We start from the raw sequence: 19050 nt of genomic DNA on the forward strand, positions 1-19050 counted from the left end.
GTCATCCGGCGGCAATCATATTTTCCAAGAGTGAGAGGACGATCATGAAAAAGCTCTTTGTCTGCACGCTGCTGCTGGGGCTGCTGGCTGCCGTGCCTGCCTTTGCCAAAACCTATGTGAACGGCATTGACGCCAACTATCCGCCCTTTGGCTACATTGACGAAAAGACGGGCAAGCCCGCCGGCTTCGATGTGGACTCCATCAACTGGATTGCCAAAACCATGGGCTTCAAGGTCGAACACAAGGCCGTGGCCTGGGACGGCATTGTGCCCGCGCTGGCCAACAAGCAGATCGACATGATCGCTTCCGGCATGAGCATCACCGAAAAGCGCCGCCAGATGGTGGACTTCACCGAACCTTACTGGACGGTTTCCCGCGTTTTCCTGGTCAGGAACGATTCCAAGCTGACGCCCGCTGACATCCTGAGCAAGAAGATCAAGCTCGGCGTGCAGCGCGGCACCTCCGAAGCCGATGCCATCAAGCAGGAACAGAAGGAAAAGGGCTATCCCTTTGAACTGCGTTTCTATGAATCCTGCCCCCTGGCTGTGGAAGACCTGCTCAATGGCCGCATTGATGCCGCCCTCATGGACCAGCTGCCCGCCGATGACTCCATCGCCAAGGGCAAGGCCGTGAAGAAGGCCGGCACCCACGGTGAACCCGACCAGTTCGGCGTGGCCATCCGCAAGGGCGACAAGGAACTGCGCGCCCTCATTGAAGAAGGCTACCGCAAGCTGAAGGCCGATCCCTACTGGCAGGAACTCCAGGCCAAGTACCTCAAGAAGTAAAACGGAGCGGCCCGCGCCGCTTCCGACATGACGGCAGGGCCGCCGCAGCTGCGGCGGCCCGAACCTTGTTTGCGCCATCTGGCGCTGCACTCTTACCCGACGGCGATACATGAATTCTTTGCAGGTCATCTGGGACGCCCTCCCCTTTATCCTGGGGGGAACGCTGACAACGGTTTCCGCCGTTGCCCTGGCACTGAGCATGGGCCTTGTTCTGGGCGTGCCCATGGCCGTGGGCCAGGCCTATGGCGGACCGGTGCTGCGCTTCCTCATCGGGCTGTATGTCTGGTTTTTCCGCGGCGTTCCCATTCTTGTGCTTCTCTTTCTCAGCTACGGCCTCTGTCTCAATGCGGGGCTGACCCTGCCCCCCTTTCTGGCATCCTGCATCGTCATGGGCTGCATCAGCACGGCCTATCAGTCACAGATTTTCCGCGGCGCCATCGAAAGCCTGCCCCAGGGGCAGCTGCGTGCCGCCCGCGCCCTGGGCATGACCGACGGCACAGCCATACGCACCATCATCCTGCCCCAGGCCCTGCGTCTTTCCATTCCCGGCTGGGCCAACGAATTTTCCATCCTGCTCAAGGACTCGGCCGTCTGCTACGTGCTGGGCACGCAGGAAATCATGTCCCGTGCCACGGCCGTGGCCCAGCGGACGCATGAACATCTGGCCCTCTTTGCCCTTGCCGGCATCATCTACTTCCTACTCACGCTCGTGGTGCTGAAGCTTTTGCGCGCACTGGAAAATCGGGTGCGGATACCCGGCTACTCCACCAGCGGCATGGACGGCATGGGAGCTGCGGGGTAAGCTATGAGCGAATGCGTATTACAGGTATCCCATCTTTCCAAGAACCTGGGCGGCCGGCCCATTCTGCAGGATTGCAGCCTTTCCATCGCCCGCGGGGAACTCAAGGTGCTCATCGGCCCGTCCGGAGCGGGAAAAAGCACCCTGCTGCAGTGCATCAACTGTCTTATTCCGCCTGACAGCGGGAAAATTTCCCTGGAAGGCAAGGTGCTTGACCGGCAGGACAAGCGCGCACTCTGCGACTTTCGCGCCCAGGTCGGCATGATTTTTCAGGATTTCAATCTGTTTGACCACCTGACCGCCGAGGCCAATGTGGCCATTGCCCTGTGCAAGGTGCGCGGCATGAGCCGTCAGGATGCCCGGCGTCGCGCCCAGGAAGAGCTGGGGCGCGTGGGCATGGCCCGGCGTGCGGCCCTGTATCCGGCCCAGCTGTCAGGCGGACAAAAGCAGCGCGTGGCCATTGCCCGGGCGCTGGCCATGGACCCCAAGGTCATTCTGCTGGACGAACCCACCTCTGCCCTGGACCCCGAGCTGGTGGGTGAAGTGCTGGCCGTCATCAAGGACCTGGCCAGCGGCGGCATGACCATGCTCATGGCAACCCATCAGATGGACTTTGCCCGCGCCCTGGCCCACGAAATCCTGTTCATGGAACAGGGCGTCATCATCGAACAGGGCGCTCCCGACGTGCTGCTGGCCGAAGGCAGTGGTACGCGCACCCGCGATTTCTGCACCCGGCTGCTGGAAATGGGGGGAGCCTAGCGTGTTTGATCCGGCCTTCGTGAGTCAGGAGCTGCTGCCCGCCCTCAACCGCGGCCTCCTGGTCAGCATAGCCCTCATCGTGCCGTCGAGCATCCTGGGGTTTCTGGGCGGCATTGTGCTGGGCTGCCTGCGGGTTTTCGGTTCGCCGCTGGTGCGCCGCCTGGGCGACGGCTTTACCGCCATCATCCGAGGGGTGCCGCTGGCCGTGCAGCTCATGATGATCTACTTTGCCCTGCCCAAGCTGGGCATCTATTTTGAGCCGTACGGTGCGTCCCTGCTGAGCTTCACCCTGTGCAGCGGCGCCTACCAGTCCGAATATGTCCGGGGCGCCCTGCTTTCCATCCGGCAGGGACAGATCCGGGCGGCGCAGGCCCTGGGCATGAGCACCCTGCAGACCGTCATCTGGATTGTGGTTCCCCAGGCCGCCCGCCGCGCCCTGCCCGGCTGCGGCAATGAAATCATCTATCTTATCAAGTACAGCTCCTTGGCCTATCTGGTTACCTGCATGGAACTCATGGGCGAGGGCAAGGTCCTGGCCTCGGATACCTTCCGTTTTACCGAAGTGTTCCTGGCCGTGGGCGCCTACTATCTTGTCATGGTCTCTCTGGCCACCTGGCTGCTGCACTGGCTGGAAAAGCGCTACTACATTCCGGGCTTTGGGACCCGGCAGGCAAGCTGATCCCCAATTCCCCTTACCGAACACCAGAAAGGGCATTTCCCGTGGCGGGAAATGCCCTTTTTCATGACATCGGCCATCGCCGGCATCCTCTGCCGCAGCCCCTTCAGGCAATCTCGCGGCGGCCATGCCGCACCCCGGAGCAATGCCGTTGCCCGGAGAACATGCCGGCCGCCCCTACGGCGTGATACCCAGCTTGTGCAGCTTGTGCTGCAGGGTGGAGCGGGGAATACCCAGCAGGGCAGCTGCGCCGCGCGGGCCGGATACCCGCCCCCCGGTCTGGCGCAGCGCTTCCAGAATGTGCGCGCGCTCGTTTTCTTCCAGCGAGGACAGCCCGCTGGATTCCGTACATCGGGCCTGCGCCCGGTTTTCCGAAGATGCCTGCAAGGGCGGAGAATAGGGTTCCACCGGCAGTTCGCGCGGAGTGGGGACACCTGTCAGTTCCTTCCATTCGTGCAGCGCCTCGCGCACAAAGGCATCCGTCACGGTCCCGTCCAGCGAATGCAGAAGCATGCGGCTCACCACGTTGCGCAGCTCGCGGATATTCCCCGGCCAGTCGTGGTCATACAGACTGTTGAGCACCCGCTTGGACAGATTGGGGGGACGCAGGTCCCACTGGCGCGAAAAGACCTTGGTGAAATATTCCACCATGATGGCAATGTCGTTCTTGCGCTGCCGCAGGGGGGGCAGGCGCAGAACCACGGGCGCCAGACGATAGAACAGGTCCCGGCGCAGCCGGCCGTTGTCCAGGGCGTCCTTCAGATCAATGTTGGTGGCGGACACCACGCGAATATCCACGCTGATGGACTGGGCCTCGCCCACGCGTTCAAAGCAGCTTTCCTCCATGACCTGCAGGAGTTTGCTTTGCATATCGGGCGAAAGTTCCCCGATTTCATCCAGAAACAGGGTGCCGTTCTGGGCCATTTCAATACGCCCGATGCGCTTGGCATGGGCGCCGGTAAAGGCCCCCTTGGCATAGCCAAACATTTCACTTTCAAACAGGGTCGGCGCCAGGGAAGGACAGTTGACCTTGATAAAGGGTGCGGACCGGCGCGGACTGTGCCGGTGCAGCCAGCGGGCCATCATGCTTTTGCCCGTGCCGGTTTCACCGGTGATGAGCACGGGAATGTGCAGCTTGGCCACCTTGCGCGCCAGCGACATGACCGGCGCCATGTCGCCCGTTTCCAGCAGGCGGCTTTCCAGCTGGAGGATGCTCTCGTCCCCCTGCTCCGGCGGACTGTACATGCTGCCCTTCTGCATGGCCTTGGACCGAAATTCACGTTCATCGGACAACACCACAAAAAGCAGCATGGTCAGCACCGGACACAGCTCCAGCAGAAAGGTCTGGATGGCCGCAATATTGTCCGGCTGCTCCACAAAGGAAACGTGCAGCGTGCCGATAACCTTGTCCCCAAGAATGAGCGGAAAGGCAATGGACACGTTGAGGCCGGCCGATGCCAGCGAAGTGGCCCCATTCCAGCCGGTGGAGGCCAGATCGCTGACCACAATGGGCTTGCGGCTCTGGATGACGTGCCAGGCCACCGTATCCTGGGCTATGCGCGTATTGGAAAAACGCTCCACGATGGTGCCGTCGGCATTGGCAAAGGCGTTCAGAAATTCGCGATTGGCATCATACAAATAAATACTGAACCGGTCATAATGAAATGCGTTTTTGAACTCCCGGGAAATATTCAGAAAAAGCTGGCTCCGGTCGATGGTCCCCCCCACCATGGCGGACAGCCGGCGGATGGATTGTGCGGCAGCGCGGACGGGATCATCCAGACCAAGGGTCTCTTCTTGCAGCATGGCTCCTCCCTATTTTTACCCGTATTTGGGCAAATTAACCTATAATTCAGCATATTACAATATGCAACAAACGAACGAACAATCCTACCTTGCAATTTTTTTTGTAGGATAACAGAGGCTTAGTTAAAAAATTCTCAAATCGGCTCCTGCTAGCATGGATTTTGCAGAATAAAATAACGGCAGGCCCATGATGGGACCCCCCCCTCTCATTTGGACCCATAAGCAGATACCTCCCCCAAAAATAACTGGCTCGGAATCGACATAGAACTGCTGCACTCTGTATCTACTCAAATTCTCAGTTGTAGGAGGGTCCATCATGCTTTCTGATATCATCGTCATTGCTATCGCTGGCTTTTTTTCTGGCATCATCAAGACAGGCGTCGGAGTTGGTGCCGGCATCTTTTTGCTTCCCACTCTGTCCATTGCATTCCCTGCCAAGCTGGCGCTTGGCCTGGGTGCTCCGCTTATGCTGGCCTCGGATGTGCTCGGCCTGCGTTTCTACTGGCGCCAGTGGCTGGCCTGGCCCGAACTGCGCCGCATCATGTTTTCCGCCGTGCCGGGTCTGATCCTGGGGGCTGTGCTGCTGCCCATAATTCCCGGGCACGTTTTCCGGGTGTGCGTGGGCATTTTCGGTTCGCTCTATGCCCTGAGCATGCTGTGGCATGAATTTCCCGTGGCTGTCGTCCTGCGGCGCCTCTTCAAGGGCCTTAGTGAAGGCAGTGGCAAGACCAGCGCCTATGTTTTCGGTTTTCTGGGTGGTGCTTCCACGGTCATGGCCCATGCCGGGGGGATTGTGTGGTCCCTGTACCTCATCAAGGCGGCTCCTGACCGTCGCATCTTCGTGGGCACCACCGTCATCATGTTCTTTGTAACAAATATTTACAAGGTAGCCTCCTACATCTACATCGACCTGCTGCCCTGGGATAATCTGCTCAGCGTGCTGCCGGCCATTCCCATGGTTTTTCTGGGATCCTACCTTGGCAACATCATGAACAAGCGGTGTGACAGCGCCCTGTTCAGGAAGATTGTTCTCTGTGTCATTCTCTTCCTCTCTATCTCCCTGTGCCTCTAATATTGTGCCCAATGCCCCCGGTCGTGCCGGGGGCATAACCAATACCCCAAGGAGAAGGTTTATGAAAAATTGGCTGTCAATCCTTTTACTCATTCTCGCAGTGGCGCTCCCTGATCTGGCCCTCGCCGCGCCGGGTGCCCCTCAAGAAATCAATATGACCCATGTGTATATTACGTTTGGTATTCTTATTGTTGCCGGTGTTCTCTTCTTTACGGAATGGCTGCCTCTGGCCGTAACCTCCATCCTGGTGCCCTGCGCTCTGTCCACTTTTGGCGTCATCACTGTCAAGGAAGCCTGGGTAAGCTTCGGTGATACCAGCATCCTGACCATCGTGGGCCTGTTCATGCTTGGTGAAGCCACCTTCGCCACAGGCTTTGCCCAGCGCGTAGCCACGATCATCATTTCCAAGGCCGGCAAAAGCGAAACCCGCCTGCTGGTCTTCTCCATCCTGCTCATCGGCTTCATGTCCGCCTTCCTGAACAATGCGGGTGTGACGGCCATCACCCTGCCCATGCTCATTTCCATTGCGCGCAAGGCACACATGTCTCCCTCGCGCATCCTGCTGCCCACGGCTTACGCCGCGTCCTTCGGCGGCTGTATTTCTCTGGTGGGTCAGGCTCCGTCCATGGTCGCCAACGGCATTCTGGCCAAGATGGCGCCGGAATGGGGCCAGTTCGCCTTCTTTGAATTTGCCTGGTACGGTCTGCCGCTGACCATCATCGCCACCATCCTCTTCGGCCTCTTCCCCAAGTTCCTCATTCCCCCGGCGCGTGAAGATACCGCCGAACTCAAGGAAGAAGACGTGCCCGACGGCGGCATCCACATGTGGATTGCTGGCGGTATCTACTTCTTCGTCATCATTGCCATGGCCACCGACCTTGTGCCTCTGACCTCCGCCGCCATGCTGGGCGCCATGCTCTGCATCATCACCCGCTGCATGACCCTCAAGCAGGCCCAGGCTGGCATCGACTGGACCACGGTGTGGCTGTTTGCCGGCATGCTCTCCATGAGCTTCGCCATGAACAAGAGCGGCGCCGCCAAGCTCATCGCCGACTTCGTGACCGGCTACTTCCAGGACCCCTACATGCTCTTCTGCGTGCTGCTGCTCGTCACCGGCGTGCTGACCAACATCATGTCCAATACGGCCACCACCGCCATCATGGTGCCGCTGGTCATTCCCATTGCCCTGGGCCTCAACCTCAGCCCGCTGCCCTTCGTCATGGGTATTGCCATGAACGCCGCGGCCTGCTTCATGACGCCCATCGCCACCCCCAGTAACACCCTGGTCATGAAGCCAGGTAACTACTCCTTCGGTGACTACGTACGCTATGGTCTGCCCTGGCAGATTGTGGCCTATGCCCTGTCGCTGGCCATCATTCCCACGGTGTGGCCCTTCAATCCGTAGGAAATGGTAATAGCCCCTGACACACAAGTAAACAGATAAGAATGTGCCTCCCTTTCCCGTATCGGGAAAACCTCGGTACGGGAAAGGGAGCAGCAGAGGGAATGCCGAAGGGTTTCGGATTCCGCTGGGACAAGGCAGCACATCTGCCGGCGTCGCAGAGAGTATTGAAATACACAGTGGCTGTTTGATCTTTGGATGAAAGCTCCGGAAAGCCGGGCTTCTCATGAATGTCGTGCATCAGATCAATACCCGAAGCGGTCTGTGCGTTTTTTTTTCCCTATGTGTGTAACAAACTGTATCCTTCTATATGTTTTTTGAAACAAACCATAACCTAAGGAGACATCTATGAAGCACAATTTTCCCGGAGGGCAAACCTTGGGGAAGGTTCCGGGAAAATGTCGGCTGGCAGTGTCCTGCCCACAAAAGCATTCTATGTCGTTCATTTTATAGCTATTTCATTTTATGATTATACGGGATGGCCCCGAATAATCGCACCTCAGGGAGAGACAGCGCAGATCCCGCAGTAGTCGATCTGTGCATTTTTATCACAACAAATGTAACAAACCATGTCCATTCATGACATGTGGACACAATTACCAACGCAAGGAGAAGGTTATGAAAAAGTGGCTGTCCCTCTTACTGCTTCTGGTTGCCATTGCGCTTCCTGATCTGGCCAGCGCAGCACCGGCCACGCCGCAGGAAATCAATATGCCGCATGTGTACATCACGTTTGGCATTCTCATTGTCGCCGGCGTACTTTTCTTCACGGAATGGCTGCCGCTGGCCGTAACCTCCATCCTTGTGCCCTGCGCCCTGTCCACGTTCGGCGTCATTACCGTCAAGGAGGCCTGGATCAGCTTTGGTGATACCAGCATCCTGACCATCGTGGGCCTGTTCATGCTTGGCGAAGCCACCTTTGCCACGGGCTTTGCCCAGCGTGTGGCCACATCCATCATCAACAAGGCCGGCAAGAGCGAAACCCGCCTCCTGGTCTTCTCCATCCTGCTCATTGCCTTCATGTCCGCCTTCCTGAACAATGCGGGCGTGACGGCCATCACCCTGCCCATGATTATCTCCATTGCGCGCAAGGCGCATCTGTCCCCCTCGCGCATTCTGCTGCCCACGGCCTACGCCGCGTCCTTCGGTGGCTGTATTTCTCTGGTGGGTCAGGCGCCGTCCATGGTCGCCAACGGCATTCTGGCCAAAATGGCGCCGGAATGGGGGCAGTTCGCCTTCTTTGAATTTGCCTGGTATGGCCTGCCGCTGACCATTGTTGGCGCCATTCTGTTTATGCTCTTCCCCAAGCTCCTGGTGCCGCCGGCGCGTGAAGACACCGCGGAACTCAAGGATGTGGAAGTTCCCGACGGCGGCATTCGCATGTGGATTGCCGGTGGCATCTACTTCTTCGTCATCATCGCCATGGCCACCGGCCTTGTGCCCCTGACCTCCGCCGCCATGCTGGGTGCCATGCTCTGCATCATCACCCGCTGCATGAGCCTCAAGCAGGCCCAGGCCGGCATTGACTGGACCACGGTGTGGCTGTTTGCCGGCATGCTCTCCATGAGCTTTGCCATGAACAAGAGCGGCGCCGCCAAGCTCATTGCCGACTTCGTGGTGAGCTACTTCCAGGATCCCTATGTGCTCTTCTGCATGCTGCTGCTCATCACGGCCATCCTGACCAACATCATGTCCAATACGGCCACCACCGCCATCATGGTGCCGCTGGTCATTCCCATTGCCCTGGGCCTCAACCTCAGCCCGCTGCCCTTTGTCATGGGTATTGCCATGAATGCTGCGGCCTGCTTCATGACGCCCATCGCTACCCCCAGTAACACCCTGGTCATGAAGCCTGGTAACTATTCCTTCGGTGACTATGTACGCTATGGTCTGCCCTGGCAGATTGTGGCCTATGCCCTGTCGCTGGCCATCATTCCCACGGTGTGGCCTTTCCAGCCCTAGGGTGATGACGATCGCAAGCGTCTCCTGCCGCTGCTCCGCGTGGATAACGGCAGGGTCTGCCATGGGCAACAGCGTTTCCCGCTGACCATGACAGGCACCAGACACGCGCATATAGTATAAGGTAGAGGGCATGCGTCTGACGCATGCTCTCTTTGCCTGTTCATCCCTGCATGCCGGAAGAAGAGCCTGCTTCCCGACAGAGGAAAAAGGCGATATGCGAAAGACAGCCAGCCGGTATGCCCCGCTGCGCCGACACGGGCGGAAGCAGCAGAGACCACGTACGGGCATGGCGCAATCGGCAGAGGATGGAGCATGGATGCTACTGCCGCACCAGCAGCATCCTCTGCGGGCTGCCGTGACTGCTGCGGCAGGGACCGCTTCCCCCCTGCCGAGCGGCTGTCCGGGAAGCTGCGCGGACCGTCAGCTCCCCTGAAGGAAACTGCCCTGATTTGGGCAAAAAATCTGCCCTGATTTGGGCAAAAAAAAGTTCGGCGATTTTTTTTAAAAAAATTCCCTTGTTTTTCAGCATATTACAAAAACATCGTACAATTGGCACTCTTATTGCTTAAGAGAGGTCAGTTGCCCAATCTTTTACTGAGGTAAGGCTTATGACAGCGGATTACAAAGTAGATTTACTGATTCTGGGCATGGGTGCCGCGGCGCAACTAGCGGCCATCTATGCCCACGACGCCGATCCTGACCTGAACATCCTCATTGCCACCAAGGCACTGAAAGGCAAGGGTGGATGCAGCCGTATGGTGCAGGGCGGTTTCAACGTGGTGCTCGATCCCGGCGACTCCCATGAAAAACACCTCATGGATACGCTCAAGGGCGGGCAGTACATCAACGACCAGGACCTGGCCAAGAACCTGGTGGAACAGGCTACCCCCACGGTCAAGGAACTGGAAACCGTCTGCGGCTGTTTCTTCGACCGTCGTCCCGATGGACGCATCCACCAGAAGCCCTTTGCCGGTCAGTGCTTTGACCGTACTGTGCACAAGGGCGACCTGACGGGTATCGAAATCATCAGCCGTACCACGGAACAGGTCATGAAGCGTCGCATCCCGGTGCTGGAAGAAACCCGTGCCGTGGAACTGCTGCTGGACAGCACGGGCAAGACCGTTACCGGTGCCCTGCTGTACAACATGCGTAATGGCGCCTTCATCACTGTGGAAGCCGCTGCCACCCTGGTGGCCACCGGTGGCGGTCCTACCCAGTACCGCTTCCATGCGCCTGGCCCGGAAAAGTCGGCCGACGGTATCGCCATGCTCTATCGCGCTGGCGTCATCATGCGCGACATGGAAATGATCCAGTTCCACCCCACCGGCCTCATCATCCCCGGCAGCGTTGTTGCCGGTGCTCTGCTTGAAGAAGGCCTGCGCGGCGCCGGTGCCCACCTGTACAACGGCGAAGGCGAACGCTACATGCTCCGCTATGCTCCCGACGTGGCCGAACGTGCCACCCGTGACGTGGTGAGCCGCTCCGCCTATCTGGAAATGATGGCCGGCCGCGCCTGTCCGGAAGGTGGCGTGCGCATCGATGCCGCCCACATGGGCGCTGACTTCGTGCTCAAGAATTTCCCCGGTATGGCCGAACGCTGTGCCCAGTTCGGTTTCGACCTGGCTCACGGCATGGTGCCCGTGTCTCCCTCCGCCCACTTCTTCATGGGTGGTGCTGCCATTGATCCTGGCTGCCACACCTCCCTCGAAAAGCTCTTCGTGGCCGGTGAAGATGCCGGCGGCGTGCATGGTGCCAACCGCCTCGGTGGTAATGGTATCGGTGAATCCTGCGTGTACGGTCGTCTGGCCGGTAAGTCCCTTGCCGCCTACCTGTCCAAGCCGGAAAACCGCACCATCAAGGAAACCGCTCCTGGCATGGTCAAGGACATCATTGCTCGTCTTTCGGCTCCCCTTACCCGCAAGACCGGGACTTCTCCCTTCGTCAACCGTCGCGAAATCCAGGAAACCAACTGGGTCAACGTGGGCGTGGTGCGCAAGAAGGACCGTCTGGAAAAGGCCCTCAGCGACTTTGCCTCTCTGCGCAAGGACGTGGAAAACAGCAAGGTCGACGGCGATGGCGCTTACAACATGATGTTCAACACGTATCTGGACACCCTGAGCATGATGGACGTTTCCATCATGGCGGCTGTCTCCGCCCTGCAGCGTGACGAAACCCGCGGTGCCCACACCCGTGAAGACTTCCCCAAGCAGCGTGACGACTACGGTCTGTTCAACACGTTCATGTGGCGCGGTGATGACGGCATGCCCATCTTCGAAAAGCGCGATGTCGTCTTCAAGTACAAGTCTCTGGAAGCCTGTCAGAAATACAAGAAGTAAACATTAAAAAATATTGGGGGAAAAGATGAAGTCTGAACTCGAATACAGAAAGCCCTTGCAGTGGGGAGAAATCGATCCTTACCGCCGCGGCCGTACCCATGTGGGTATGTGGGCCTGGCTGCTGCAGCGCGTCAGCGCCGTCCTGATTGTCCTTCTGCTCATCCTGCACCTGTGCTTCACCTACAAACCCTATATCCAGTTCCTGCTGCTTCTCTGTGTGGCTCTGCATGCTTCTCTGGGTATTCGTGTTATCCTGCTGGACTTTGACCTCGCCAAAATTACCTCCGCTCGCCGTCTCGTGCCCTGGATGCTCGGCATTGGCATTGGCGCCATTCTGCTCGCTTGGCTCGCCATTTACTAACGGAGAACGTTATGTCTAGCACTCTGCACACAGTTAAAATTTTCCGATATGATCCGGAAAAAGGGGGAGAGGGTAGCTTTCAGAGCTATACTCTGGACATTCCCGATCCCAAGGTAACGACGATTCTGGACGTTCTGCTCCGCATTCAGAAGGAACAGGACTCCTCCCTTTCCTTCCGCTTTGCCTGCCGCGTCAACATGTGCGGTTCCTGCGGTATGGTCATCAACGGTCAGGAAGGCCTGGCCTGTAAGACCAACGTCTGCGACCTGCCGGCCGGCCAGGACATCACCATTCGTCCGCTCAACCACTTCCCCATTGTCAAGGACCTGGTTGTGGACATGGGACCCTTCTTCGATAAGTACGAAGCGGGCCTGCCCTTCTTCGAGCCGAAGGAACATCGCGAAGAACCCTATATCATCAAGCCCGATTCCCAGGAACGCATCGACATCGGCATGGCCACGGACTGCATCGCCTGCGGCTGCTGCGTGTCCAGCTGCACCATGGTCAACTACCATGACAGCTACTGCGGTCCCGCTTCCCTGAACCGTGCCTTCACCCTGCTGGCTGACGTGCGCGACGGCCTGTTCGAGCCTCGTCTGACCAGGGCTCTGGAAAGCTGCTACAACTGCCGTACCGAATTCAACTGTACGGAAGTCTGCCCCAAGAACATCAGCGGCACCCGGGCCATCAAGTACATTCAGCGTCTGGCGCTGAAGAACCTCAAGTCCCTCAAGCCTCTGCCGCCGCATCCGGCGGAAGCTGCCGCCGAAGAAAAGAAGCCCGCTGCCACCTGCACCGCGCCGCAGAACAACGAGGCCTGCAATGGTCGCCGCGCCTTCCTGAAGAGTGCCACCTGCCTGGTGGGCGCCGGTGTGGTGCTGTCCCTCGGTACCATTCTCGGTGTCAGCTCGGTGGCCCCCACGCTGAACGATCAGCCCAAGCAGTGGGTTGACGCTGGTGCCCTGAAGAGCCTGCCCGTGGGCAGCATCAGCAGTGTCGTGCTGAAGTACACCCGCACCAACGCGTTCCATAAGGAAAATGTGGAGTTCCCGATTCTGATTCGTCGCGACTCCGAACAGGATTTCATCTGCTTCAGCAGCGTTTGCACGCATCTGGGCTGCTCCGTGCACTGGGATGAACTTTCCCAGCGCTTCAAGTGCGCATGTCATGGTGGGGCATTCGACAAGGATGGCAAAGTCATTGCCGGGCCGCCGCCAAAGCCCTTGATCCGTCTGCCCTGGAAGCTGGAAAACGGCATTCTTAAGGTGGAGGTGGTCTAAATGAGTTTCCTGCACGACATTGGTTGGGAAAAGTATATCCAGCCGTTCCTCAGCAAAAGGCTTCCCGATAATACCGGCTGGACTGCGGTTCTTGGCACCCTGTGCGCCATGACCTTCATGGTCCTGGTGGTGACGGGTATGTTCCTGGCGTTCTACTATGTTCCGGATCCGGACAAGGCCTGGGATTCCGTTCAGTACATCAGCAAGGAAGTTCCTCTGGGTGGTGTGCTGCGCGGCCTCCATCACTGGAGCGCCGGCCTCATGGTCCTGCTGGTCTTCTGTCACCTGTTTGTAACCTATATCCACGGTTCCTATAACCGTCCGCGTCACCTGACCTGGATCACCGGCGTGTGCCTGCTGCTCATCACCCTGGGCCTGGGCTTCACCGGTTACCTGCTGCCCTGGGATATGAAGGCCTACTGGGCCACCGTGGTGGGCGCCAACATGCCCAGCCAGTATCCTGTGGTGGGTGACGTCATCACCCGCTTCATCCTGGGTGGTCCCGACGTTTCCGGTTTCACGCTGTCGCGCTTCTTCTCTGTGCATACCCTGGTGCTGCCGGCCTGTCTGGTGCTCGTCATGGCCATGCACATCTACCTGATCCGCGTGCACAACATCTCCGACCCGCGTGAACGTCTGGCCGGCGAAGAACTGCCCCCGTGGACCGGCAAGCCCTATCGCTTCTACCCCGAACACATGAACCGCTCCATGCTGGCTTTCGGCGTCGTGTTCCTTGGTCTGCTCCTGCTGGCCATCAATATGCCGCCCCACATGGAAGCCAAGGCTGGCACCATCATTCCCGACTACCTGCCGCGTCCTGAATGGTACTACATGTGGCTCTTCCAGCTGCTGACGTACTTCACCGGCTCCTGGGAAATGATCGGCAGCCTGATCATCTTCGTCGGTGGCATCATCCTGCTCTTCGGTGTGCCTTTCTGGAGTGAAAGCCGCCTCAAGGGCTTTGCCAACCGCCCCGTGTCCGTTGCCGTCGCCGCCACCTTCGCCGTGTGCATCATCTACCTGACGGCCATGGCCTACGCTGAAGTTTCCTCCTACCGGAACATCATCGTGGTGCCGGACAAGCCCATGAGCGCTCAGGTGGAACGCGGTATGCAGCTCTTCGTGGAACGCGAATGCTCCTACTGCCACAACATTCTGGGCAAGGGCGGCCATCGCACCGGTCCTGACATGAGCAACATGGTCAAGAAGGACCGCGACGCCGACTACCTGATGAACTACATCAAGACGCCTGCTGAGATGTACAGCGGTACCGTCATGCCTGCTTACGACCTGAAGCCCAACCAGCTCAGAGACCTCGCTGCCTTCCTCATGTTCCTAGATTTCAGCGATGCCAAGCCTATCGTGAAGTCCCAGGACGAGATTCGCGAAATGATCGCTGCGCAGCAGCCCCAGCCGGCTGCCCAGCCTGCGGCGGCTAAATAAGAAGGAGAGTGTTATGGATAACTTTGATTATTCCATCGTCGAAGAAGCGGCCAAGCAGCTCTACATCAAGGCCCTCTGCGACCTGCCCCCGGATGTGCGCGACGCCCTGAAGAAGGCCTACGAACGCGAAACCCAGCCCTCTGCCCGCAGCATCTTCGAAGCCATGTTCAAGGCCATTGAAGTGGCCGACCGCAAGAAGACTCTGCTGTGCCAGGACACCGGCCTGCCCATCTACAAGGTGCATGTGGGTTCCGACTACGCCTGGAATGGCGCCAAGATCAAAAAAGCCCTCTATGAAGGTGCCAAGCGCGCTACCATCGAATTCCCGTTCCGCAGCAGCGCGACCCATGACATCACCCGCGTCAACCCCCAGACGTCCGTTGGCCCCGGCCTGCCCGTGACCTACTTCGACTTTGACGAAGGTGACGACACCCTGAACATCCTCATGATCCCCAAGGGTTCCGGCTCCGAAAACATGAGCCAGATGAAGATGTTCTACCCCCAGCACGGCATCAAGGCCGTCAAGAAGTTCATCCTTGACGCCGTGGTGGAAAGCAGCGCCAACCCCTGCCCTCCCGGCATCATCGGTGTGGGCCTGGGCGGCACGGCCGACCTGGTCATGAAGCTGGCCAAGGACGCCATTGCCCGCCCCGTGGGTCAGCGCAACCCCGATCCCATGCTGGCTGAAATGGAAGTCGAACTGGAAGAAGCCATCAACGCCACGGGTCGTGGCCCCATGGGCCTGGGCGGCGACGTGTCCTGCCTTGCGGTGCACATTGAAAGCGCCTATACCCACATCACCCAGAATCCTGTGGCCGTGAACACCCAGTGCTGGCCCGCTCGCCGTGCCCGCGCCATCATCAAGCCTTCCGGCGAAGTGACCTACGGCTACTAGGAGGAAAAATCATGAGCAAGGTTCATCATCTCACGTCGCCCTTTACGGAAGAAGTCATCCGCAGCCTGCATGCCGGCGATACCGTCTACTTTGACGGTCCCCTGTTCGGCATCCGCGACCTGACCCAGATCCATATCTTCGACCATGGCAATCCTCCGCCGGTGAGCCTGGAAGGCATGCCCTGCATCCATACCGCTCCCAGCCTGCGCCGCAATGGCGACAAGTGGGAAAAGATCTGCGTCGGTACCACGACCAGTACCCGTATGGAACGCTTCTCGCCCCTGCTGATCGAACAGTATGGCGTGCGTGCCATCATCGGTAAGGGCGGCCTGTACCAGGGCAGCCTGGAAGCCATGAAGAAGTTCGGCGCCGTGTACCTGGCCATCGTGGGCGGTACCGCTGCTGCCGAAACCGAACAGATCGAAGAAGTTGAGGCTGTCTACTTCCCCGAACTGCACCCCGAAGCGCTGTACCGCTTCCGCGTCAAGGACTTTGGTCCTCTGACCGTAGCCATGGACAGCTATGGCGTTCACCTGTATGATCAGGTGACGGCTCGCGTGAAAGAACGCCTGCCCGAGATCTACAAAAAGCTCGGTGTGCTTTAGGTAGTAACTTAGCCTTTCCGGCCAAGGTATTTTCTGAGTACGGCATGCGCATGGGCCGGAGACATGCAAAACCCTTTGGAGGACATATGGGCATTGATTTTGTTGTTCACGAAAAAGGCGACGGCGTCGGCGTGGTAGTCGTTGAAGGCCTGAAGAAAGGCCAGGACTGCACCGGCTGGATCATGAAGGAAGACGAGCTGATCACGTTCAAGATCCTCGACGACATTCCGATCGGCCACAAGGTTGCCCTGCACGACTTCAATGTCGGTGACACCGTGATCAAGTACGGCATCGACATCGGCAAGGTTGTGAAGCCCATCAAGCAGGGTGAACATCTCCACGTGCACAATGTTAAGACCAAAAGGTGGTAATTGATATGATGAATAAATTCTGGGGCTACAAGAGAGAAAATGGCCGTGTCGGCATCCGTAACCACGTGGTGCTGCTTCCCCTCGACGACCTTTCCAACGCCGCTTGCCTGGCCGTCGAAAACAACATCAAGGGCACCATGGCCCTGCCTCACCACTACGGTCGTCTGCAGTTCGGTGAAGACCTGGAACTGCACTTCCGCACGCTGATCGGCGTGGGCAGCAACCCCAACGTTGCTGCTGTGGTGGTCATCGGTATCGAACCCGAATGGACCAACCGCATCGTGGACGGCATTGCCAAGACCGGTAAGCCCGTGGCCGGCTTCTCCATCGAAAAGAACGGCGACATCGCCACCATCGCTGCCGCTGCCCGCAAGGCCAAGGAATTCCTGCAGATTGCCACCGAATACCAGCGTGTGGAATGCGATGTGAAGGACCTGTGGGTCTCCACCAAGTGCGGTGAATCCGACACCACCTCCGGCATCGCCGCCAACCCCACCGTGGGTAACGCCTTCGACAAGCTGTGGAAGGCCGGTGCCACCACCCTGTTCGGTGAAACCACCGAACTCACCGGTGGCGAACACCTGGTGGCCGCCCGCTGCATCAACGACGAAGTGCGCGCCAAGTTCCAGGCCTTCTTCGATCGTTATGCCAAGGTCATCGACGACCACAAGACCACCGACCTCTGCGACTCCCAGCCCACCAAGGGTAACATCGAAGGCGGCCTGACCACCATCGAAGAAAAGGCCCTGGGCAACATCCAGAAGATCGGCCGCGAAGCCCCCGTGGTTGGCGCCCTTGACAAGGCCGAAAGCCCCACCGGCCCCGGCCTGTGGTTCATGGACTCCTCCTCCGCCGCCGCCGAAATGGTGACCCTGGCCTGCGCTGCTGGCTATGTGGTGCACTTCTTCCCCACCGGCCAGGGCAACGTCATCGGCAACCCCGTGCTGCCCGTGATCAAGCTGTCCGCCAACCCCCGCACCGTGCGCACCATGAGCGAACACATCGACGTGGACGTGACCGGCCTGCTGCAGCGTGAATACAACCTGGACGCTGCCGGCGACAAGCTGCTGGAAATGATGATTCGCACCTGCAACGGCCGCCTGACCGCCGCCGAATCCCTGGGCCATCGCGAAATCGTCATGACCCGTCTGTACGAAAGCGCCTAGTGGCGTTTGACCGCGGCACTGCACGTCACCGTTTCGCACGATGACAGCAGTGCTCGGTTTTGCCCCGCATCCGCGAAAGCGGGTGCGGGGCTTTCTTTTTACTCTGCACAAAACGCCTGACGGCCACCGCCAGACACTGGAGACGCCATGAATCCCGTACGTTATCGAATTCTGCCCCCTGCCGAGCCTGCTCCCGCTGCACTGCGCAATCTGTTTACAGACCTGGCTGTGTCGGACATCTGTGATGCGCTGGGGCGCAATGCCGCCCTGCCGTCAGCGCTCAAGCCCCTTGGGACGGCGCGCCTGCTGGGAACGGCCTATACCGTCAATCTGCCTGCCAGTGAAAACCTTCTGCTCTATTATGCGCTGGACAATGCCCGGCCCGGGGATGTGCTGGTGGTTTCCTGCGCCGGCTATACAGAACGCGCCGTCTGTGGGGAAATCATGGCCAACCTGGCCATCAAGCGGGGCCTGGCCGGCTTTGTGGTGGACGGTGCGGTGCGCGATGCCGCCGCACTGCGGGAGCTGGATTTCCCGGTATATTGCCGGGCCATCTCGCCCAACGGGCCGTACAAGGACGCTTGCGGTGAAGTCAATGTGCCTGTGGTCATGGGCAATGTCTGCATTCGCCCGGGCGACATCATTGTGGGCGATGCGGACGGCCTGGTGGCCATTGCTCCAGACGAGGCCGAAGCAGCCGCTGCCGGTGCCCGGGCCATTGCGGAAAAGGGACAGCAGCAGATCAGGACCATTGCGGAACAGGGCCGCCTGGACTACAGCTGGCTGTACAAGAAACTGGAAAGCACGGGCTGTGCCATCAAGTAGCTTTCCCCGGCACAGCGGCGACGCTTGAATGCCGCACGACATGGACAAAAAACGGGCTGTTTCCCCTGGGAGACAGCCCGTTTTTTGTCGGCAGACACACAGGCACACGCCACGTCGCTTGCCGACGCCGCAGCGAACAGCAGAGCATGCACGCCTGCCCTCTCTGTCTGCACTGCGCAGCGTGCTTTTTGCCTGTCCGCCCAGCCGCCCCTACGCCCTGACGCGCTGGGCCCCCATACCGCCGCACCGGCCACCAGTGACGCCCCCGCGCCCGGAACTGTGGACAGTATTTCTGCCGTCCTGCACCGTGCCGCAACGACGCTCCACACGGCATAAGCTGCCAGTATCGCCATACGCTGCCAATATGCTGGCAACTGCTGGCAGGCGTCCTATGTGTGCTGTCTCCCCTTCCGCCAGCCCTTCCGCCTCGCCCTCGTACCGGCCGGACAATCCACACCATCCGCATGCCAGAAAGCGGCACGTTCGCATCGTCGCTGCGGCGCTCTG

The 19050-nt window shown here is 59.1% G+C and carries 18 protein-coding genes; 16 read left to right on the forward strand and 2 right to left on the reverse strand.

All coding sequences use genetic code 11. The annotated features are described in order from the left end of the window. Positions 1-44 precede the first annotated feature (44 nt). The 4 genes from Q0J57_RS01510 (at position 45) to Q0J57_RS01525 (ending at position 3022) form a co-directional block, all read left to right on the forward strand. On the forward strand, positions 45-785 hold the full coding sequence (locus tag Q0J57_RS01510; RefSeq protein WP_297216165.1) for an ABC transporter substrate-binding protein: 741 nt from the start codon (positions 45-47) through the stop codon (positions 783-785). A 109-nt stretch (positions 786-894) separates the two neighbouring features. Next, positions 895-1587 (forward strand): amino acid ABC transporter permease, encoded by a 693-nt coding sequence (locus Q0J57_RS01515; RefSeq protein WP_297216168.1) that lies wholly within the window; start codon positions 895-897, stop codon positions 1585-1587. A 3-nt stretch (positions 1588-1590) separates the two neighbouring features. Continuing rightward, positions 1591-2343, forward strand: a complete 753-nt coding sequence (locus Q0J57_RS01520; RefSeq protein ID WP_297216171.1) for an amino acid ABC transporter ATP-binding protein — start codon at positions 1591-1593, stop codon at positions 2341-2343. A 1-nt stretch (position 2344) separates the two neighbouring features. Further along, on the forward strand, positions 2345-3022 hold the full coding sequence (locus tag Q0J57_RS01525; protein WP_297216173.1) for an amino acid ABC transporter permease: 678 nt from the start codon (positions 2345-2347) through the stop codon (positions 3020-3022). A 174-nt stretch (positions 3023-3196) separates the two neighbouring features. On the opposite strand, the gene Q0J57_RS01530 is transcribed toward Q0J57_RS01525, so the two are convergent. Next, complete coding sequence (locus Q0J57_RS01530) at positions 3197-4825, reverse strand: sigma-54-dependent Fis family transcriptional regulator (RefSeq protein ID WP_297216174.1); 1629 nt, start codon at positions 4823-4825, stop codon at positions 3197-3199. Positions 4826-5141: 316 nt separating this feature from the next. Between Q0J57_RS01530 and Q0J57_RS01535 the strand changes: the two genes are divergently transcribed. From Q0J57_RS01535 to Q0J57_RS01545, 3 genes are all read left to right on the forward strand, one after another. Then, on the forward strand, positions 5142-5897 hold the full coding sequence (locus tag Q0J57_RS01535; protein WP_297216175.1) for a sulfite exporter TauE/SafE family protein: 756 nt from the start codon (positions 5142-5144) through the stop codon (positions 5895-5897). Positions 5898-6051: 154 nt separating this feature from the next. Beyond that, a complete protein-coding gene (locus tag Q0J57_RS01540) occupies positions 6052-7302 on the forward strand; it encodes an SLC13 family permease (RefSeq protein WP_363315446.1) in 1251 nt (416 codons plus the stop codon). Positions 7303-7917: 615 nt separating this feature from the next. Then, complete coding sequence (locus Q0J57_RS01545; protein ID WP_297216179.1) at positions 7918-9261, forward strand: SLC13 family permease; 1344 nt, start codon at positions 7918-7920, stop codon at positions 9259-9261. Between the two features lie 319 nt (positions 9262-9580). On the opposite strand, the gene Q0J57_RS01550 is transcribed toward Q0J57_RS01545, so the two are convergent. Then, positions 9581-9790 (reverse strand): hypothetical protein, encoded by a 210-nt coding sequence (locus Q0J57_RS01550; RefSeq protein ID WP_297216180.1) that lies wholly within the window; start codon positions 9788-9790, stop codon positions 9581-9583. A 79-nt stretch (positions 9791-9869) separates the two neighbouring features. Here Q0J57_RS01550 and Q0J57_RS01555 point away from each other — a divergent pair, with 79 nt between their 5' ends. From Q0J57_RS01555 to Q0J57_RS01595, 9 genes are all read left to right on the forward strand, one after another. After that, positions 9870-11597, forward strand: coding sequence for an FAD-binding protein (locus Q0J57_RS01555; RefSeq protein WP_297216183.1), 1728 nt, complete (start codon positions 9870-9872; stop codon positions 11595-11597). Between the two features lie 25 nt (positions 11598-11622). Continuing rightward, positions 11623-11958, forward strand: coding sequence for a succinate dehydrogenase (locus Q0J57_RS01560; RefSeq protein ID WP_297216187.1), 336 nt, complete (start codon positions 11623-11625; stop codon positions 11956-11958). Between the two features lie 11 nt (positions 11959-11969). Beyond that, positions 11970-13238 (forward strand): 2Fe-2S iron-sulfur cluster-binding protein, encoded by a 1269-nt coding sequence (locus Q0J57_RS01565; RefSeq protein WP_297216190.1) that lies wholly within the window; start codon positions 11970-11972, stop codon positions 13236-13238. Beyond that, positions 13239-14681 (forward strand): cytochrome b N-terminal domain-containing protein, encoded by a 1443-nt coding sequence (locus Q0J57_RS01570; protein WP_297216192.1) that lies wholly within the window; start codon positions 13239-13241, stop codon positions 14679-14681. Positions 14682-14694: 13 nt separating this feature from the next. Next, entirely contained in the window at positions 14695-15576 is an 882-nt protein-coding gene (locus Q0J57_RS01575) for a fumarate hydratase (protein ID WP_297216196.1), read from the forward strand. An 11-nt stretch (positions 15577-15587) separates the two neighbouring features. Further along, positions 15588-16181: a FumA C-terminus/TtdB family hydratase beta subunit gene (locus Q0J57_RS01580; RefSeq protein ID WP_297216199.1), complete on the forward strand. Its 594-nt coding sequence runs from the start codon at positions 15588-15590 to the stop codon at positions 16179-16181. Between the two features lie 86 nt (positions 16182-16267). Then, on the forward strand, positions 16268-16552 hold the full coding sequence (locus tag Q0J57_RS01585) for a UxaA family hydrolase (RefSeq protein WP_297216202.1): 285 nt from the start codon (positions 16268-16270) through the stop codon (positions 16550-16552). Between the two features lie 5 nt (positions 16553-16557). Then, positions 16558-17718, forward strand: a complete 1161-nt coding sequence (locus Q0J57_RS01590; protein ID WP_297216205.1) for a UxaA family hydrolase — start codon at positions 16558-16560, stop codon at positions 17716-17718. Between the two features lie 147 nt (positions 17719-17865). Then, positions 17866-18543: a dimethylmenaquinone methyltransferase gene (locus tag Q0J57_RS01595; protein WP_297216208.1), complete on the forward strand. Its 678-nt coding sequence runs from the start codon at positions 17866-17868 to the stop codon at positions 18541-18543. The last annotated feature ends 507 nt before the right edge of the window (positions 18544-19050 follow it).

Source organism: uncultured Desulfovibrio sp. (assembly GCF_944324505.1).
In the GTDB taxonomy this organism is placed as follows: domain Bacteria; phylum Desulfobacterota; class Desulfovibrionia; order Desulfovibrionales; family Desulfovibrionaceae; genus Desulfovibrio.